Below are 19,847 nucleotides of genomic sequence, written 5' to 3'. Positions count from 1 at the left end.
AAAAAAGCGGAGCTTACTGCTCCGCTTTTATTACGCCTGCATATGCAGGCTTTTTGCTTTTTATCACGAGATACACTATGCAGACTATCATCATTACAAAGCAAAGTATCTGGTTAAGCGACACTATCTTGCCGATGTGGTCCTCTCTTGTAAAATCAAGAAGCCCCTTTGCTGCCGCAGAAGCTATGAAAACTGCATACACTGCCGACTTGCTGCCCTTTGCGAACATTATAACGCCTGCCGCAAATATCAGGAAGAATACCACTGTTTCTGAAAGCTGAACGGGAAAAACTCCCCCTGCTTCCGTTACCTTGCCTGTGTACTCAATTGAAAAAGGTCCGCTGTAAGGTCTGCCGTGACAGCAGCCTGCAAAGAGACAGCCTAACTTCGATACACTGTACATCAGAGGAAGCGCAAGAGTGCAGTTTTCAAACATTACCCTTGACTTTTCTTTGTCACCGACTATAAGCGCAAGCGTAAGCACACTGCCGTACATACCGACAAGTCCGCCGATAGAGGATAAGCCGAAGGACTTTCCGCCCGATGAGACATAAGTCAGCAAAAGTCCGAAGAAAAAGCTCATAAACGGCGATAAAAGCGCCACAAAGCCTGCTATTTTCTTATCTATGCCGCGCTTTCTGTTCATGATGTACTGCATTGCTATACCGACAGCGCAGGCAATAACTATCATCACCACATAAGGCGGTATCAGCTTATAGCTCGTATCAATGTGTATTATCATGACTTTTCAGCTCCTTATATCAGCCCGGAATATTGTGACAGCAGGATTCGCAGTCCTGTATGAACTGATTGCAGACTATGGCGATTATTATCATCGCCGCTATGGTAAGGATAATAGCTATCGCCGCAAGGACAATATAAACTATGCAGAGTACCTTGCCGAACTGATTCTGGGGATATTTTACCCTGACGATTATCATAAGCACCAGTGCGGCTATGAAGAACAGGCCGCCTACCAGTATCGTTCCCAAAATGGACATAGGGAATCCCAGTGCCATGAGTCCCACAGAGACATAACACAGGATATTGGCTGTATTGTCGTTCTGCTGACGCTGAACATATGGCATTGGCATATTGAAATTGTTGATATTCTGCGAAGCAGCGTCGTTTATATCCACATCTCCATACTGTGCCCAGTATACTATGTAGCTGTATTCCTTCATATTTACAGGACGGTACCAGCGTTCCTCCTTGCTTCTTCTGAAGCCGCGCTTCATAAGGGTATCATCGTCGATGTCATAAGGCGCAAAGAGCACGGGTTCACCTTTATAGCTTTCAAATGTACAGTTTCTCACCTCAAAAAAATGTACCAGCATTTATATCACTCTCCTGAAGGTTTATTTCCATGATATTATTATATGACATTTTCCGGCTAATTTCAAGATGACATTTATCACTTTCTCAGTGACATTTGTCACTGAAATGAAAAACAGACAGCCATAGAGCTGTCTGTCCTTCAAGGGATCTTTTATGATAAATTAGGAAAGCTTGCTGATAATGTGGAGCAGATATCTCTGTATCTCAAGAGCGTCTGCTGTTGTCATGCCGTTGCCTCTTTCGCTTACGTCTGCGTTTACAGCGCCCTGCTCGGTAAGGTGGTGCTCGTCAGAGCCGTTGATATCGAACTTGTTGGGATTTGCAAGAGCCTGCATGATGAGAACTACGTCAGACATATCAACTGCGCCGTCGCAGTTTGCGTCGCCCTCAAGAGTTACCTTTGTATCAGGCTTGACTGTTGAAGTCGTTGTGGTCTCGGCAGTAGTTGATGTTGTGGAAGAAGTTGAAGTTGTTGTTGTCTCTGAAGTAGTTGTTGTACTTGTTGTGGTGGTAGTAGTTGAAGTAGTTGTGGTCGTGGAGGTTGTTGTAGTTGTTGTAGTTGTTACATCGGGCTGTGTGCTCTCTGTCTTGTCTGTGAGAGAAAGCAGATATGTAAGAGGTGAATTCCAATAGATAGTTATCTCGTTTGTGGAATAGCTCTCGGAGTTGTCAACGTAACGCTTTGCGTTAGGCTGGTCCTGACAGTAAGCCTTAGCAGCGCTGTCCTCTAAGCTCTGGTCAACACCGCCGACCAGCATACCCTTCATAGCCTTGCCTGCCGCCATTGAGGGACGGTGGTGAGGATGTTCGGGAGATACTGTGCCGTAGCCTGTGAAGAAGCAGGTAGCAACAGGGTTTGTACCGAGGAGGTAGTCCAGCTGTGCGTTTGCAGCGTCAGTGTAGCTCTTTTCGCCTGTGAGCTGGCTTGCAAGTGCAAGGATAATACCCTTGTTAGCGATAGTCATATTGCTGCCCCAGTCGTACTTTGTAATAGCCACGCCGTATGGTGAGGACTTGGATGTGCTGAGAAGCGACTTAGCCTGTGATGTTACAGCGTCAGCAGCCTTCTGATATGCAGAGGAGCTCTTGTCTGCGTTCTTCATGGTGAGAAGAGCGATATTGCCGTAGTCGCCTACAACAGACCAGTCAAGACCTGTCTGTACAGAGCCCATAGCGCTGAGGTACTTCTCATTGCCTGTAGTGCGGTACATCTGAGCAGCAGCCCAGTAGCGCTCGTCCTTGTCGTTCTTTGTAAAGTCAGCGTAATCGCCTGTAACGATGTCCTCGGGATTTACCAGAACATAGCCCTGATTCTTTTCGAGCCATGCCCATGACTTCTCGGCAGCGTCCATGCACTTCTTTGCGAAGTCCTTGTCGAACTTCTCATAGAACTCGGCTGCAAGAGCCATTGAAGCACAGAAATCAGCTGTAGCTGTTGAGCTTACGGGAGTTACGAATAACTCGCCTGTCTCCTTTGTAGGAGCTACATATCCGGGGAATGTCTTACAGGATACCTTGTGGTATGCACCGCCGTCGGGAGCCTGCATCTTCATCATCCACTCAAGCTCGAAGCGAGCCTCGTCGAGGATATCGGGAGTTCCGTTGCCGCTCTCGGGGATACCGATGTTGTCGCCGTAGAGCTCGGGAGCTGTATCATATGCGTAGATAAGGTCTGCAACAGCCTTTGCAGCAGGAACTACATATCTGCCGTAGTCGCCTGCGTCGTGCCAGCCGCCGCTTACGTCTATCTTATTGCTTGTGCCGTAAACTGTAGCCATAGATGTATGACATGGCTCGTGACCGAAGTCCTTGTCCTCTACCTTAACGCCGCAGCGCTGTAAATAGAGCATTCTTACGCTGTCGTCTATAAGATTTGAGTAGACCTTGCCGCCTATCTCGAATGTGTATGAATTGTCAAGTCCCTCACAGGTGATATAGTACTTGCCTGCTTCCTTTACGGAGCTGAAATCGCCTGTCCAGTTTGTCTCGTCTGCGCTGGAGTTTGCAGTCTTGTTTTCAAGCTTGCCTGTGAAAACAGCTTCCTTAGTGTCGGCGTTAACTACCTTGAATTCGGTCTGGTTAGTAACGTCACGGAATACTGCGACCTTGCGGCTGTCAGGTCTGTAGCCTACCTGATTGAGGTTGATGGACGGAGCATAGGGACGGCTTGAAGCGTAGTCCACATGACTGTCATCAACAAGCTCTAAAGAAACATTGTCGATGTAGATAGTATGCTCGGGGAGCTCGCCCTCGTGCTTCTTCTGGATACCGCAGTTGAATACCAGCTTAGCCATGATATCTGTTTCGTCTTCCATGGTGAACTCGTAATCAATGGTCTGGGGCTTGGAGGTGAGCTGAAGTCCCTTCCATGTGTAGGATCTGTAGTCGCCGCCGTTCATCTGGATCATTCCCTCTACATAGCGGTCAACAGAGCTTGAGATATCGTACTTCAGACGGTAAACGCCGTTCTTGTACAGGGGTACGATGTCGTAGAACACCTGTACAGCGTAGTTTACCTCGCCCACATTTGATACTGTAAGAGCAAGCTGTCCGTCCTTTGTGCCGAGAGAGCACTTTCCGCCGCTCTCCTTGTAGGTTCCCCAGCCTGAAACGCCCGACTCAAATGTGGAATTGCTGATAAGATTCTTCGCAGCCATTACAGGTGCGCTGACAGCAGGTGCTGATGCTGCCATTAGGGTGCAGGCTGCAAGTACAGCTGCACAGCGCTTGATAGAATTTTTCTTCATGATATGATTCCCTCTCATTTTGTGTTGGTGCCGAATAACATAATGTGCTCAGAATAAATACCCTCACAGTGCAGATACGGCATTGACTTGCCGTGTTAAGATATTTATATAGCCCTATATTATGCTTTTCCGACATTACGGTTTGTTTTTTACAACTATATTTTAGCAGAACATATCAAAGTATGCAATAACATTTTGCGCTTGTTATATAACATTTCATGCAAATATGGGCGGCAGTCCCGGGGGGCTGTATCTCATATTATGCAAAAAGCCGAAAGCGGACTGCTCCGCTTTCGGCTGATGTAACATTTTATCTGTATTTTAGCTCGGGATTCGTATCATAATACTGCTTCTTATTGCTGTACATTTCCTCGTCGGCAAGCCTCATGGCTTTCAGTATATCCTCGCCTGTACTGCCGAAGCTGACGCCTATGGCAAAGTGCAGGTCACGCACCGACGCCGACTGCTGACGTAGCTTTTCGATACGGCTGTTTATCTCCTCCTCGGTGGTACCCGATACTATCACCATGAACTCGTCGCCGCCTGCGCGGTAGACTTCGCTGTCGAAGAAAACTCCCTGTAACATGGCTGCCGCCGCTCTCAGGAGATTATCTCCCTCGCTGTGTCCCTGTTCGTCGTTCACGCGCTTCAGACCGTTAAGGTCGGCAAATACCACGGCAAAGGGAGCTTTCAGCGTTTCCTTGCCTGCGACTATACGGTCAATACGGTTATTCATGGTATTGCGGTTCTTTATGCCCGTGAGCATATCTATGGAGCTGAGGACTTCAAGCTTATTGACAAGCTGGAAGTTGGATATCTCAGCCGCTACAAAAAACGTGGTAAGCTCAAGAGTTTCCTTTATCTTGACGGTGTCCTCAACGTTGAAGTTTATCGCCCACATATAGCCCAGCAGCTCACCGCCGTGACTCAACGGGAACAGCACGACGCTTTTGGCGCCTGCTCCTTTGAGGGAATCATGCCAGACGGGGTTCACTCCTTTAAGCCATTCCATGTCGTGCTCGTCCTTTATGATAATGCAGGTGCTTCCGCTGAGAGTTTTCTGCCATGTTTCGGTTATGTCATAAAAGCTGTTGTCAAGATAGTGCTCCATTGGCAGCAGTCCGCTGCCCTCTCTTATATTCTCGCAGAGTACGGAACAGCTTCGCTTTTTGCTGTCAGTCAGCAGGATACAGCAATGGTCAGAGCCGCATATCTCGCCGATATCCTTGATGACGTCCTTAAATGTATCCTTTATATTCGCGGAGCTTCTGAGCTTTACGCAGGTCTTAAGCACGTTTGCGGCGTTTTCTGCCGAAACATCTGACATTTTGTCTGCGTTTACAATAGGAGCGGCTTCGTATGTGTATATGCAGTAGCCCACGTTCTCCTTGTCGGAGCTTAGCGGCAGAAGAAACATATTAAGCCACAAGCCCATCTGATAAAGGCTTACATAAGTGTGCAGCGGCTCGCCCTTGACAGCGCATCTGTAGCAGAAATCCTCGAAGTTCATATCCTTCGGGAACCACATCTCATAGGGAGTATCAGGCACAAATTCATGATGAGTTATAAGCCTTACCTCGTCACAGTGCGCCTTGTTTCCTGCCGCTATGCGGATATTGCCATAGGTCGAATCCGATAGCTTTTCAACAGAAATAATACAGCTCTTAGCCTTATAGTCCTTCAATAATGCTTCAAAATCCAAAACAATATCCCCCTTCGCCAAATCTTCTGTTATATTATAACATATTTATCAAGTTTCTGTCAACATAATTTATACATTATACACTCTTGAGTATTCTCTGAAAAATCGGTAAATTTTTCGGTCAAATCAGCTATATCGGCACATTTATCAGCTTTACAGGCTATTATATTAACAGAATTTTTACATTTACGGTCAGAACTGTCAGCTACGCAGTCAAAACAGCTTCTCAATAAATTATGGGATAATGTCGAAAAATTAATATATATTGACGATTGACGGACATATTATAATTTGATATAATGATATTTGAAATTTCGGATGTTCTATCCGTGTTATGGAGGTATGAGAAATGAAGACAAATTTTCTGAAAGCACTGACTGTTCTTCCCCTTGCCGCTGTTCTTGTAAGCTGCGGAAGAGCCGCTATCGATCCTAACGACTATCTCGAAGTCAAGTACGACGGTCTTGACACAGTCGCAAGAGCAAACGCAACTGTTGACTATAAGCAGATGGTCATGGACAATCTCAAGGCATTCGGCATCAAGGACGAGGACGACGACCACGATATCGACAGGGCTGTTACAAAGCTCAAAAAGTATCTCGGCGGCGAGCTCGACAAGACCTCTCAGCTCTCAAACGGCGATACTATCACCTTTGAATGGAACGATGACAAGGTGGAGAAGCTTGAAAAGAAGTACAAGATAAAGCTCAAGGTCGAAGACAAGGAAATAAAGGTGACCGACCTTGAAGAAGCCAAGGAATTCAACCCGTTCGACTACATAACCCTTGAATATAACGGTGTCGGTCCCGACGCATACGCTAAGGTAAAGGTTGACAGCAGCCTGCCTGTAAGCTATGATTACTTCAAGGTAACTCCTTCATCAGGTCTCAGCAACGGCGATAAGGTAACTGTTACCTTCGGAAGCAGCAAGAGCGACGAGGAATACATCAAGGAGGACTGCTTCAGACAGGGCTATCTGCCGACTTTATTTGAAAAGGAATTCAAGGTAGAGGGAGTTCAGTCCTATATCAAGAAGATAGACGATGTCGAAAAAGCTTCTTACGACAGAATGGATAAGTACGCACGCAAGGAGTTCGACAAGCTTGCTGATTCATGGGAGAAGAAGGAACTCAAGGATATCGAGCTTATCGGCGTTAACCTCTACACTCCAAAGGACGAAACCGCTTACTGGGGCAAGAATGCTCTGTGCTTCGTATATAAGGTAACTACCAACAAGCCCGAGGGCTTCAAGGACGACAAGGAAGGGGAAAAGGCAACTGAAGCTCCTACCGAGGCAGCAACCGAGGCTAAGACCGAGGCTGAAACAACTACTGCAAAGGCTGAGGACGAAAAGACAACAACTACTACCGCAAAGGACGACAAAAAGTCCGAAACTACTACAACTACAGCCAAGGCTGACGATAAAAAGGACGATAAGAAGGCTGACAAGGACAGCTACACATATTACTACTTCACATCGTTTGTAAACGTTCTCACTCCTGACAACAACAAGGATAAGGAGTACCCTGCAAGCAACGTTCAGAAGCCCGAATACATAAACTTCTTCGGCGTTTCAGGCGACGCATTCGTAAAGGGCAACGTTCTCTTCGAGGGATTCGAGACTCTCGACGACCTCAACAAGGCTATGGAGACAAAGTACCCCAAGAGCAAGTGCGAGACAAACATCAAAAAATAACCTTTAAAAGCTCTATTTAGACATAATGTCTATATAAGAATTTTACACCTATTACCGAAAGAGCCCTTTTGAAAAAGGGCTCTTCTCGTGTCTTTTTCAAGACCGTTATTTTATTTTTTCTATAATAGAGCCCATATAAAAACTCGCCCCTCTGTAGTTCTTACAGAGGGGCTCTGTTATAGAAAAAATCAGCTAAAAGTCTTTGGAAAGGGGTTCGGGGAAGAACCTTTCCTCAGAAAGGTTTTCCCCGATAAGGAGTTATAAACTTCTATACGGGCATTGTGACTATACGGAGCTTTTTTTGTTCAAAACGCAGAACTTAGCTTTTTCGCGGCATTATTATTGACAGTCCATTCAAGGATATGATAAAATTAATTTGGATAAACTAACATCATGGATAAAGGTGAGATAATGTCAACGTTAAAAGATGCTAAGATAGGTCAGACCGTCAAGGTCGTAAAGCTGGGAGGCGACGGCGCTCTCCGTCAGCACTTTCTGGATATGGGTATTATCCCCGAAACAGAGATAACCCTTGTGAAATACGCTCCTATGGGCGATCCTGTGGAGCTGAGATTACACGGCTACGAGCTTACCCTGCGCCTTGCCGACGCAGAGCAGATAGAGGTAACTCCCGTGGACAACAAAAACGACGTCAGCTCCAAGAAAAGCGAAAAAAAGAAGATAGCCCACCCAGGACTGGGTGAGGGCGGAAAGTTCCATGCCAAGGGCGACGGTGATCCCCTGCCCGAGGGCACGAAGCTGAAATTCGCTCTGGTAGGCAATCAGAACTGCGGAAAGACCACCCTGTTCAACAGGCTCACAGGCTCAAAACAGCACGTCGGAAACTTCCCCGGCGTTACCGTGGACAGAAAGGACGGTGCCATAAAGGAACACCCCGACACCGTAATAACCGACCTGCCTGGTATCTACTCCATGTCGCCCTACACCAGCGAGGAGATAGTTTCGAGAAATTTCGTCCTCGAAGAAAAGCCTCACGCCATAATCAATATAGTTGACGTTACAAATATCGAGCGAAACCTCTACCTCACCATGCAGCTCATAGAAATGAATATCCCTATGGTAGTTGCACTTAACATGATGGACGAGCTCTCCTCAAACGGCGGAGGTATCGACGTAAACCGCATGGAGCACCTCCTCGGTGTGCCTGTTGTTCCTATATCAGCCGCTAAAAACGAGGGTATCGAGGAGCTTGTGGAACACGCTGTTCATGTTGCAAAATATCAGGAGCGCCCCGTGGAGACTGACTTCTGCGGAAAAAGCAAAAGCGGCGGCGCAGTTCACCGCTGTATCCACGGCATATGTCACCTTATTGAGGACCACGTTGAGACCGCAGGACTGCCTATACGCTTTGCAGCCTGCAAGGTCATCGAGAATGACAATCTTATCATTTCTCAGCTCGCTCTGGACAAAAACGAGGAGGAAATGATAGATCACATCGTTATGCAGCTCGAAAAGGAGCGCGGACTGGACAGAAGCGCGGCTATTGCCGATATGAGGTTCTCGTTCATACAGAAGCTTGTTGAAGAAGCCGTCACAAAGCCTACGGAGAGCAAAGAGCATATCCGCAGCCGGAGGATAGACAGCGTTCTCACGGGAAAATACACGGCTATACCTGCTTTTGTAGGTATCATGGCTCTGGTTTTCTGGCTGACCTTCAACGTCATCGGAGCATGGATGCAGGGGCTCATGGAAACGGGCATAGACAAGCTCACCGAGATAACGGACAAGGCTCTGATACACGCTCATGTAAACGACACTATCCACAGCCTTATCATAGACGGCATATTCGCAGGCGTGGGAAGCGTTCTCAGCTTCCTGCCCATAATCGTTACCCTGTTCTTCTTCCTGTCAATGCTGGAGGACAGCGGCTACATCGCAAGAGTGGCGTTCTTCATGGACAAGCTCCTGCGTAAGATTGGTCTTTCGGGACGAAGCATAGTGCCTATGCTAATAGGCTTCGGCTGTTCTGTTCCTGCGGTAATGGCTACAAGAACTCTCCCCAGTGAGAGAGACAGAAAGATGACCATACTTCTCACCCCGTTCATGAGCTGTACTGCAAAGCTGCCTATATATGCATTCTTCGTAAACGCATTCTTCCCGAAAAAAGGCGGTCTCATCATGGTTGGACTGTACCTCCTCGGTATAATCATCGGCATACTTGCCGCATATTTCTACAAGACGTTCCTCTTCCGCGGCGAGGCTGTGCCATTTGTTATGGAGCTCCCCAATTACCGTCTCCCGGGAGCAAGAAACGTAGCACAGCTCCTGTGGGAAAAGGCTAAGGACTTCTTGCAGAGAGCCTTTACAGTGATACTTATCGCAACTATCTGCGTATGGTTCCTGCAAAACTTCGACCTGAAGCTGAACATCGTCAGCGACGCCGAGAACAGCATACTCGCTAAGATAGCAAGCCTGTTTGCTCCTGTTATGAAGCCTGTAGGTCTTGGCGACTGGCGCGTGATAGTTTCGCTGGTAAGCGGCTTCATGGCTAAGGAAAGCGTTGTGTCAACACTTGAGATACTCTACAGCAACGGCGTTGCAGCTTCAATGTCGTCACTGTCGGCGGCTTCACTGCTGGTATTCTCGCTGCTGTATACTCCCTGTGTTGCGACAATTGCAGCAGTCAAGAGAGAGCTCGGCAAGAAATGGGCAGTAACAGTAGTTGTATGGCAGTGCGTTGTGGCATGGGCTGCCGCACTGATAGTCAGACTTATCTGCATGGCGTTAGGAGTGGTTTGATGAATACTATCGATATTATCCTTATTGCAGCTATAGCAGCCGCTTTTATCGCTGCTGTGGCTGTGTGCATACGAAACAAGAAGCAGGGCAAGGGCTGCGGAGGCTGCTGCGGTGACTGCTCTGCCTGCTTTAAGAACAGCAAATGAAAACAGGCATATTATTTACGGCAGCGCTTCTTGCGGCTGTAATTTCGGGCTGCTCGGACAATAACAGCTCCGAGGTCATACCTGCCGAGACGACAACAATTGTGACAACTGTTGTTACAACAACTGCCGAAACCACAGCAGCTCCCACAACAGAAGCGGTCACAGAGCCTACTACCGTATCTAAGTCTCTGCTGAAAGCTCCCGAGGATATAGCTCTCCGCGATATTGACGGCAATGGACAGAATTATGAGTTCACCTATGACGGCAGGAGCTTCTCGGCGCTCTATGAGCCTGATAACTGGCATATCACAGATTCGTACCTTATTGATGACGAAGCCGACCTTGTCATCATATGTCAGGCACTTATCGCAGTGAACCCCGTTCACAGCGCAGATATGACAGGCTGGCGGACTGCCGAGGATATGGCGTATGAGTGGAAAAATCACAATCAGGCATATTACCTGCTGCCTGACAGCTCCGACTGGAAAAGCAGTGCCAAGGACGTTGACCTTGACTCAAAGGACGAGGGCAAAAGCGCATACGACCTGTTTATGGACAAGATAAGAGAATAAGCTGCGCAATAACGCAATTTGAGAGCTGGGAATTGAGAGTTAAGAGTTATAATGCTTCCTGTAGCGGCATTATTTTGAAATCATGAGCGAAGCGAACATATAAACTCTCCACTCTAAACTCTAAACTAAAAAAGGAATACAGAAGCAAAGCTTCTGTATTCCTTTTTTTCATCTCTGTTCCATGAGCTGTTCAAAGGTAATGCCGTATTTATAGGCTATCTCATGAGCATAGCTCTTGCCGTCGGGAGCCTTATAGCTTATCTTGTAGGAACGCTTGCCGCCCTCGTTTTCCATGACTACGCTGACCGCCTTGCACATCGCGCCATCAGCCTTGTTGAATTTATCCGTATCCTCAGCAAGCTCATGCATATGGGTGTTGAAAAATGTCCTCGCTCCTATGCAGCAAAGATACCGCAGAACGTCCTCGGCGATATACACCGACTCGGTATGACTGGTAGTGGCAAAGGACTCGTTGAACAGCAGCAGGCTGCTGCCTGTTGCCTTTTTGCATATCTCGTTGAAACGCTCCGCCTCCTCGCCGAGACGACCAAGAGACACAGTGCGCTCCTCCTCAACGGGGAAATGAGTGTATATGCCGTCGCAGAGCCGAACCCGCGCAGAAGAAGCAGGCACGAAAACTCCGCTCTGATACAGCAGGAACGCCAGTCCAACACCCTGAGTGAATATGGTCTTTCCGCCGCGGTTTGGACCTGTAAGTATATTCACCGTCTTTTCACGGGTAAATTCAAGGTCGTTGCAGACTATCTCCTCTTCAACAGTTCCCTTTCCGCGGCATATAGCCAGCTTTACGTTGTAAAAATCCCTGAACACCGTGTCCCCGTCGGAGGGTTCGCCAATACAGCAGGGCACTCCAGAGGCTGTAAGCTGCTTTTCAAGCTCGATAAAGCGGAGATAGAACAACAGCTCGTCCGCAAGGTCTGCAAGGACGTATCCGCTTACGTCCACATACTTGTGAAGAACACGCCTTAGCTTTGCGGTAGTCGAGGGCAGCATACGCTCGATGATACTGTTCAGGTTGTTCATGAGAGGATTGGCGGAGGGCTGCCTTGCGGCGCCGCGGTATTTTCTCTCATACTTATTGAGACTTTCAGCCATGTTGTCATCGGGAATTTCCATTGAAAAAGCCATAAGGTCCTCGTCACTGAGCTGGTCTTTCCTGTGATACTTCAAAAAACGCTTCAGCATACTCTGCTCCTCGAACCAGAATCTGTTAAGAGCGATAATGCCTGTCTCCATAGGGTAGAAGTTCTCATCGAGATTTACGCCGATAGTTATGCTCCTGACGTGCCGAATGTCCTCGCTGACTAGTTCTATATCCTTTAAAAGCTCTCCGAAGCCGCTGTTGCCGTAGATATCCCTTATCAGTGCCGCAAACTGCTTCATGCCCTCCGATGTGAATTCCAGTCCGTCTATAGCCTTGTTGAGCTCGATAACGGAGCTTATGTAGTTTTCGAGATATTTCAGCTTTGAGAGCAGCTCCCAGATAGTAGCTCCTTTTTCTAAGTGCTTCTGACCGTCCTTGGTGAAGAAACGCATACCCTCAAATATATCGTAGAGCTTCTCGCAGAGCTCGGGAGACTGCCGCAGTTCCGTGTAAACTGCTCTGCGGTAACTGATTATCCTCTCGTCTGCGGGCATTTTCAGCAGTATATCCTTTATTACCTTCCGCTCGTTTGAATTGCGTGAAATGCTCTCAACAAGGAAATCCACGGACAGGTCATTTTCCGTATCACTGCTGAGCAGTGAATAGCTGCCGCCTTTATCGGGAGCAAGCAGACTGAACGCTCTCAGCTCGTTTGTATTATGCTCGGACATTGGTCTCTCCTTTCTTTTTTTGCACACAGCATGATATCATTAACATTGATTATAGCACAGTTTTCAGAAAATAGCAATAAGCACAGGAAAACTCGCCGTCTTATGTTTATATCCGTTTTTAATAAAAAAGCCCTTGAAAATACGATATTAATTTGATATAATTATATAAAGCATATGATTCTTTCACAAGTAATTTAAATTTATTACACAGTACTGCCTTCTGCGGCGAAAATTTCAAATCACACACCGAAAAGAGGTGGTCAGCACTATGACTATTTCAGGTTATTTGTCAGAACACTGGGGACTTATAATTATTCTCATCGGAATTGCCATAGCTATCCATTCGGACGTTCATCTGGAGCGCAGGATAATCTACAAAATAGCCTTTACCAATGTTCTGCTTTTCCTGTATTCGGTTGCCTGCTATGTGGAAACATACCTTGGAAATCAAACCGAATATTCCATATTAAGACCGATACTGTGCGCTGTAAATTACAGTCTTATCGTATTTATACTTGTAAGCGCCATAATGATAATGTATCCCACGCAGAAGAGGTATCTCCTTTTTCCTGCGCTGCTGAACGCCGTGCTGTGCTTCATATCTGTCCCTACGGGTATAGTTTTCACCATATCAGAGGATAACCACTTCGGGCGCGGAACTCTGGGATATCTTACGTATTTCATAGCGGCTCTGTATATGCTGTACCTGATATACAGCCTTTTCAGAAGCACAAGAGCAGAAAAAGAGGATTACAACCTGATGATATTCCTCTCGGTAACGTCGTTGCTGTGTCTGGTAATGCCGTTATTCATTGAGAATTCCAGTCACTGGTTCAACATCACCATTGCGACTGATATCCTTATATATTATATTTTCCTGCTTCAGCAGTTCACAAAGCGCGATCCGCTGACAAAGCTGCTGAACCGACAGAGCTATTATTCGGATATCGAAAAGTATATGCACGAAATATCCGCAATTGTGGCTATGGATATGGACGGTCTAAAAGAGGTCAACGACACCCACGGTCACGTTGCAGGCGATACAGCTCTGAAAACTCTTGCGGACTGTTTCCACAAAGCCTCAAAGCAGGAACAGCGCGTTTACCGTATCGGCGGCGACGAGTACGTTATCCTCTGCATGAGCACTCCCGAAAAAGAGGTAAATGAGCTTATCACACGCATGAGGGAAAATGTGGCAAAAACCGAGTACTCCTGCTCCATAGGCTACGCAATGAAAACTGATAAATGCTCCATAGACGAGCTCTATCAGAAAGCCGACAAAATGCTCTATGTTGAAAAGGAGCAGTACTACATAAGGTCAGGCAAAAAAAGATGAATCAAGGCGTGACAGTTCCTGACTGTCACGCCATTTTTCATAAAAAATACACATATTTCAGCAATTATATACTTGTGACGGCTCTATATTTATGATATAATTATAACGACATCAAATCGTTTCTTAATAATTCTATTAACTAATTATCTATCAGGGAGGTAAACAATGGACAACTTTAACTTTTACAGTCCTACCGAGTTCGTTTTCGGCAAGGACAGAGAATCAGAATGCGGTGAATACGTTAAGAAATACGGCGGAAGCAAGGTGCTTATCCACTACGGCGGCGGTTCTGCCGAAAGGTCGGGACTTCTCGGCAGAGTAAGAGAGTCACTTAACAAAAGCGGCATCAGCTTCGTTGAACTGGGCGGTGTTAAGCCTAATCCAAGGGATACTCTGGTATATAAGGGCATTGACCTCTGCCGCAGCGAGGGCGTGGACTTCATACTTGCTGTAGGCGGCGGCTCATCTATCGACTCCGCAAAGGCTATCGCCGCAGGCGTCCCCTACGACGGTGATTTCTGGGACTTCTACAGCGGCAAAAGCATAGAAAAGGCTCTGCCTATCGGCGTTGTTCTCACTATCGCAGCCGCAGGCAGCGAGGGCTCGGGCGACTCCGTTATCACAAAGGAGGACGGTATGCTGAAAAGAGGGGCAGGCTCCGACGTGCTCAGGTCAAAATTCTCTATACTGAACCCTGCTCTCACACAGACTCTGCCTGCATATCAGACAGCCTGCGGAGCTACCGATATCATGGCTCACGTTTTTGAAAGATACTTCACAAATACTACAGAGGTCGAGATAACAGACCGTCTCTGCGAGGCTGTACTCATTACAATGGTCAAGGAAACTCCCCGTGTTATCGCAGATCCTGACAATTACGACGCAAGAGCCAATATCATGTGGGCAGGAATGGTGGCTCACAACGGCTTGGTAGGCGTGGGACGCTCTCAGGACTGGAACAGCCACGGCATAGAGCATGAGCTTTCGGCGCTCTACGACTGCGCTCACGGTGCTGGACTTGCAGTTATCATGCCCTCATGGATGGAATTCGTTTACAAGCACAACGTTATGCGCTTCTGTCAGATGGCAACAAGAGTTTTCGGCTGTCAGATGAATTTCGAGAACCCCGAGGCAACTGCTTTAGAGGGTATCCGCCGTTTCAGGAGCTTCCTCCACAGTATAGGTATGCCTATAAACTTCGCAGAGCTGGGCGCTAAGGAAGAGGATATCCCTGCACTCGTTGAGAAGTTCGGTATCGGCAGCGGCAGAACAGGCGGATTTGTAGCACTTTCCGCCGAGGACATCACCGAGATATACAAGATAGCCGCAAAGGCAAGTCTCTGAGGTGAATACTATGAAGATACTGTTCATAGGCGGCACAGGCACTATCAGCATGGCGATAACAAGGCTTCTCGCAAAACAGGGGCATGAACTGTATCTGCTTAACCGCGGAAACAGGAACGAACACCTGCCCGAGAATGTAAGAACTATCATAGCGGATATCTCCGACGAAGAGGAGACCGCAAAAAAGCTAAAAGGTATGTCATTCGACTGCGTTGGCGAGTTCATCGGCTTCGTGCCCTCACAGCTGGAGGGCGACTATCGGCTTTTCAAGGATAAGACAAAGCAGTTCATATATATCAGCTCCGCTTCTGCCTATCAGAAGCCGCCGACAAGCTATGTTATCACCGAGGAAACTCCCCTTGAGAATCCCTACTGGGAATACTCACGGAACAAAAAAGCCTGCGAGGAATACCTCATGGAGCGATATCGCAAGGACGGTTTCCCTGTGACTATCGTCCGTCCAAGCCATACCTACGACGAGCGCAGTGTGCCTCTGGGAGTTCACGGCAATGGCGGAAGCTGGCAAGTGGTAAAACGCATCAAGGAGGGAAAGCCCGTCATTATCCACGGCGACGGAAGCTCCCTGTGGACTATCACCCACAACAGCGACTTCGCAAAGGCTTACGTGGGACTTATCGGCAATCCCAAGGCTATCGGCGAGGCTTTCCACATAACCTCCGACGAAAGCGTCAGCTGGAACGAGATATACAAGGCTATCGCAAACGCTCTCGGCGTTGAGCTGAAGCCGTATTATGTTTCGTCACAGACTCTTGCGGATATGAGCGATTACGACTTCCTCGGAAGTCTCATAGGCGACAAGGCTAATTCTGTGGTCTTCGACAACTCCAAGGTCAAGGCTCTTGTGCCTGATTTCAAGGCGGAGGTCTCCGCAAAAGAGGGCATACGCCGCACGGTGGAGCATATTCTCGCCCACCCCGAATACCAGAATGACGACGAGGAGTTCGACCAGTGGTGCGACAAGGTCATAGCCGCTGTGGAAAAGATGAAAAAGCTCTGAGTTTAATCATGATACTTGTACAGATGTTTTATGCTTATTATTGAGAGAACCCCTTTTGAAAAAGGGACCCTCTGACGGAGGACGTCCCCTCTGTCACTGCGTGACATCTCCCCGCACTGCGGGGAGTCACTCTCAAACTCTCTCCCTAAAACTTTCGTTTTGTTTTTTCTCAGATAGGGCGCTCCTGTATTTTGCAGGATTTTTTTTATTTATAAAGCGCCCTATCTGTGAAAAAACCAGATAAAAGTCTTTGGAAAGGGGTATGGGGGAAACGCTTTCCTCAGAAAGGTTTCCCCCATAATTAACTATAAGCTTCTATACAAGTGTTTTGGTTAAAACTCAGAGCTTTTTCATTCCCAATCCTCATTTTTATGCTTTGGCTTGCGCTTATAGCGCTTCTTATCGCTTTCCGCCACCTTTGTGGCAGGATCGACGCCGTTCCAGCTGCCGCGCTTTGCGTAGTCTATCTTCTTCTGCTCCTTTTTGCTCATTTTATCATAAGGCACGAATTTATCCATAATATCCCTCCGTTCATACCGATATCACGAACAGCTGCTCACTGCCGCCGTATACGGACTCAAAATCGCCCATGCAGACAAAGCCGTACTTCTCGTACAGTCCCCTTTCGCCGCTCATGATATATACCTTGTCATATCCGATACTTTTTGCGTATTCAAGGGCTTTTCCTATCATTTTCTCCGAAATTCTCTTTCCTCTGTGAGCTTCGTCCACAAAAACAAAGCCTATCAGCGGAGTATAAGGATATTTCTGGTGCAGCCCGTCCTTTTCCGTAAGTGTGCAGAAGCCCACAGGCTCGCCGCCCTCAAAGGCTGCGAAAACACGCTCCCAGTCCCTGAACTCGTTTTCACCCATGAGCCTTGCAAGCTCCTTTCCTGCTCTCCATGAGCAGTTTTCGGCAAATGCCGCAACTGTATCCCATTTTTCGTATGTACTTGTAAGTGTTATTATTTCCATTTTTCTCCTTTTGGAACGCCGTTCCATGTACGTTTTACAGTCCGAATGCCGTTTTTACCCATTGGTAAAGCTCCTCTACCATTTTTGTTCCGTCGTTTACCATACAGGGTATACCCATTTTTTCACATTCGGCTTTGACCTGCTGCGCAAAGAGTATATCCCTTTGCATCCAGTTATCAAAGGCTTTCTCCTTGGCGGAGCATTCCGCCAGCACATATTTTACCCATTCCCTCTGCCTGTAATGTGATATCTGAAACTCAGGCGAAGGTACAATGGCGATATAGTTTTCTGCTCCGTATGCTTTCATGACCTGCGGAGTATATGCAGCTCCCTCAGTAATGATAAGCTCTGCGGATATCTGATCTATTTTGTCAAAGACAAAGGGCGCTGTCTCGCCGTATATCCTGAACTCCTCCTCGCACTGGATATGGGGCTCTCTCAGCCAGTTGCCGTCTGCCGATAAGCCGCTGATACCTGCACAGGCAGCCTTTCCCTGCGCTGCCGCCGCTGCGATAAGCTCCCCAAGATGATCGTCGACCTTGAAGTAATATGCGCCGTATTCTTTTGAGATAAGCTCCGCAGCAGTACTCTTTCCGCTGCACGGTGAACCGCCTATAAATAAGATTTTTTTGCTCATGTTATCCCTTTCCGACAGATAATATCCGTCTAAAGCCTGCAACAAAAAAGCGCTCCCGCAGAACGCAGGAGCGCAGAATATCTACCGTTAATATATGCTCAGAAAGCTGTTATACGGCTGTGCAGGCAAACTCCATGCTTAGTGTTATCTTGTTTTGATTTGATGTAAATACTGTGTTTTTCATTGAGTTCACCTTCCTTTCAGTTGATATGAGCATATTATACATGGTATTTTACGATTTGTCAAGCACTTTTTTCAGCACCCTCGGGGATAGTGTATGCAGGATTTTCAAGTGTGAGCCATTCGCCGCTCTTTGCAGTCGCAAGAGCTACCTCGTCGTATTTCTCACCGTCCAGTTCGTACTGCATGGTCATCTTCATGGTGACGTCGCTGCCGCTCTCCTGCATTACCTTAGCCTTGAAGCTGTAAGCCTCTCCTGCCTTGTAGGTATCGCTGCTGAGCATTATCGCCGCCCCGTTCCAGTTGTCAGTTCTGCCGCTGACGAAAAGGCTCTGCGAACCGTCGGAAGCCTTATCCTTGTCAACAGTTACAAGTGAGCCGCCTCTGGGTATCCAGCCCTGTGCGCCCTCCTCGAAGCTGATATCGAAGAAGCCCACTGCCTCGGGAGTTCCTGTTTCAACAGCTCCCTCAAGCTTTTTTATAGCGTCATGGTCAACAGTTACCTCAATGTCTGTAGCCTCGGCATAAGTGCCGCCTACGTTGAGGTCATTCTTGTAGACTGTCGCCTTGCCGCTGGACTGATAGCCCTCGATAGTAAGAGCTACTTCATACATATTTCCGAGCTCAAGACCGCACTTTTTCCATGCGTCGAAGTGCTTGGACACGGATATAGTACCTTCTATCTTCTTGCCCTCGCCCTGTGGCTTGGACTGTCTTACGCTCCAGTACTGGTCGAATGTCTGTGTGCCGTCGATAGAGGGCTGTTCGTATCTGGTGGTCTTGTAGATATCGTATGTGCCGCCGTCAACTGTTACAGTTCCCAGTGATACGGGAGCTCCCGGCGGTCTCCATGAGCCCCATGACTCAACGATGTAGAACTCGATAAGAGGATCTCTTGTCCAGCCGTAAACGCACATATAGGAATTGCCTACAGGCTCGTATTCCACGCCGTAATCAACGGAGATATTTCCAAGCTGGTCGTAGGTCTGTGTGCAGTCGTACTTCTTTCCGCGGCGGAAAAGGGCATTGTTGATGTTGCTCCACTCGCAGGAGAATGTGCCGCCCTTTGCGTCAACAGTAAATGAAGTGTCTCCCTCGTCCTTCCACAGCTCGTAATCGTAGCCGTCAGCGGTACCCGTTATATTCTCGGTAAATACCTGCGGCTCGGCGCTCGGTGCGGCGGAACTGTCAGCTTCGGGCTTGTTGCTGTCGCTGCAAGCCGCTGTAATGCTCATCATGCATACCATAGCCGTAACTGCTGAAAGCTTTTTCAGAATGTTTTTGAACATATGATTTTCCTCTCTTTTAATAAAATCAAGTCGCCTTGTGTGTTCATTATACCACTCAGATGACATATTGTCTATTCTATTATTGCTCATATTTTTACATTTTATCTGAAAAGGCATTATTGTTCTCCACATTATGTGTATAACAAGCAACACATTAACGAACTGGATTTTTTTCCTTGACAAATCAAAAATTGTAATGTATAATGTATTCATATTAACTGAAAGGAAGGTGAACTTCATGAGAACAACATATACACGACCTTATAACAAA

At 47.4% G+C, this 19,847-nt stretch carries 16 protein-coding genes; 7 read left to right on the top strand and 9 right to left on the bottom strand.

All coding sequences use genetic code 11. From position 1 onward, the window contains the following. Window positions 1–13: 13 nt before the first annotated feature. The 4 genes from BT105_RS04795 to BT105_RS04780 all read right to left on the bottom strand — a co-directional run bounded on the left by BT105_RS04795 (window position 14) and on the right by BT105_RS04780 (window position 5,787). Window positions 14–742: a prolipoprotein diacylglyceryl transferase family protein gene (locus BT105_RS04795; RefSeq protein WP_072299678.1), complete on the bottom strand. Its 729-nt coding sequence runs from the start codon at window positions 740–742 to the stop codon at window positions 14–16. A 19-nt stretch (window positions 743–761) separates the two neighbouring features. Next, window positions 762–1,337 (bottom strand): hypothetical protein, encoded by a 576-nt coding sequence (locus tag BT105_RS04790; protein ID WP_028515770.1) that lies wholly within the window; start codon window positions 1,335–1,337, stop codon window positions 762–764. A gap of 162 nt (window positions 1,338–1,499) precedes the next feature. Continuing rightward, complete coding sequence (locus BT105_RS04785; protein ID WP_072299677.1) at window positions 1,500–4,085, bottom strand: glycoside hydrolase family 9 protein; 2,586 nt, start codon at window positions 4,083–4,085, stop codon at window positions 1,500–1,502. A gap of 310 nt (window positions 4,086–4,395) precedes the next feature. Further along, the gene (locus BT105_RS04780) at window positions 4,396–5,787 is read right to left on the bottom strand and encodes a sensor domain-containing diguanylate cyclase (protein ID WP_072299676.1); all 1,392 of its coding nucleotides are present in this window, start codon (window positions 5,785–5,787) and stop codon (window positions 4,396–4,398) included. 349 nt (window positions 5,788–6,136) lie between these two features. Here BT105_RS04780 and BT105_RS04775 point away from each other — a divergent pair, with 349 nt between their 5' ends. The 4 genes from BT105_RS04775 to BT105_RS04765 all read left to right on the top strand — a co-directional run bounded on the left by BT105_RS04775 (window position 6,137) and on the right by BT105_RS04765 (window position 10,961). After that, entirely contained in the window at window positions 6,137–7,483 is a 1,347-nt protein-coding gene (locus tag BT105_RS04775) for a hypothetical protein (protein WP_072299675.1), read from the top strand. 393 nt (window positions 7,484–7,876) lie between these two features. Then, window positions 7,877–10,243 carry a ferrous iron transport protein B gene (gene feoB / locus BT105_RS04770; protein WP_242940083.1) on the top strand — a complete coding sequence of 789 codons (2,367 nt, stop codon included), beginning with the start codon at window positions 7,877–7,879 and terminating at the stop codon, window positions 10,241–10,243. Beyond that, window positions 10,243–10,389: a FeoB-associated Cys-rich membrane protein gene (locus BT105_RS14785; RefSeq protein WP_143186548.1), complete on the top strand. Its 147-nt coding sequence runs from the start codon at window positions 10,243–10,245 to the stop codon at window positions 10,387–10,389. Before feoB ends, BT105_RS14785 begins: the two co-directional genes overlap by 1 nt. Next, window positions 10,386–10,961, top strand: a complete 576-nt coding sequence (locus BT105_RS04765; RefSeq protein WP_072299673.1) for a hypothetical protein — start codon at window positions 10,386–10,388, stop codon at window positions 10,959–10,961. The genes BT105_RS14785 and BT105_RS04765 overlap by 4 nt, the downstream gene beginning before the upstream one ends. Before the next feature lie 168 nt (window positions 10,962–11,129). Here BT105_RS04765 and BT105_RS04760 read toward each other — a convergent pair whose 3' ends face one another. Then, complete coding sequence (locus tag BT105_RS04760) at window positions 11,130–12,797, bottom strand: MutS-related protein (protein ID WP_072299672.1); 1,668 nt, start codon at window positions 12,795–12,797, stop codon at window positions 11,130–11,132. A gap of 268 nt (window positions 12,798–13,065) precedes the next feature. Between BT105_RS04760 and BT105_RS04755 the strand changes: the two genes are divergently transcribed. The 3 genes from BT105_RS04755 (at window position 13,066) to BT105_RS04745 (ending at window position 16,495) form a co-directional block, all read left to right on the top strand. Then, window positions 13,066–14,133 (top strand): GGDEF domain-containing protein, encoded by a 1,068-nt coding sequence (locus BT105_RS04755; RefSeq protein ID WP_072299671.1) that lies wholly within the window; start codon window positions 13,066–13,068, stop codon window positions 14,131–14,133. A 165-nt stretch (window positions 14,134–14,298) separates the two neighbouring features. Beyond that, window positions 14,299–15,477: an iron-containing alcohol dehydrogenase gene (locus BT105_RS04750; RefSeq protein ID WP_072299670.1), complete on the top strand. Its 1,179-nt coding sequence runs from the start codon at window positions 14,299–14,301 to the stop codon at window positions 15,475–15,477. A 10-nt stretch (window positions 15,478–15,487) separates the two neighbouring features. Beyond that, window positions 15,488–16,495: an SDR family oxidoreductase gene (locus tag BT105_RS04745; protein WP_072299669.1), complete on the top strand. Its 1,008-nt coding sequence runs from the start codon at window positions 15,488–15,490 to the stop codon at window positions 16,493–16,495. Window positions 16,496–16,845: 350 nt separating this feature from the next. Here BT105_RS04745 and BT105_RS14965 read toward each other — a convergent pair whose 3' ends face one another. The 4 genes from BT105_RS14965 to BT105_RS04730 all read right to left on the bottom strand — a co-directional run bounded on the left by BT105_RS14965 (window position 16,846) and on the right by BT105_RS04730 (window position 19,576). Further along, entirely contained in the window at window positions 16,846–17,013 is a 168-nt protein-coding gene (locus tag BT105_RS14965) for a hypothetical protein (RefSeq protein ID WP_177243929.1), read from the bottom strand. Window positions 17,014–17,026: 13 nt separating this feature from the next. Next, on the bottom strand, window positions 17,027–17,470 hold the full coding sequence (locus BT105_RS04740) for a GNAT family N-acetyltransferase (protein WP_072299668.1): 444 nt from the start codon (window positions 17,468–17,470) through the stop codon (window positions 17,027–17,029). Window positions 17,471–17,504: 34 nt separating this feature from the next. After that, window positions 17,505–18,107, bottom strand: a complete 603-nt coding sequence (locus BT105_RS04735; RefSeq protein WP_072299667.1) for a hypothetical protein — start codon at window positions 18,105–18,107, stop codon at window positions 17,505–17,507. Window positions 18,108–18,349: 242 nt separating this feature from the next. Then, window positions 18,350–19,576, bottom strand: coding sequence for a glycoside hydrolase family 11 protein (locus BT105_RS04730; protein WP_081367804.1), 1,227 nt, complete (start codon window positions 19,574–19,576; stop codon window positions 18,350–18,352). Window positions 19,577–19,847 lie beyond the last annotated feature (271 nt).

Origin of the sequence: Ruminococcus flavefaciens, from assembly GCF_900119075.1 — a bacterium.
GTDB lineage: Bacteria > Bacillota > Clostridia > Oscillospirales > Ruminococcaceae > Ruminococcus > Ruminococcus flavefaciens_Q.
This window is presented reverse-complemented; position numbering and strand designations above follow the sequence as displayed.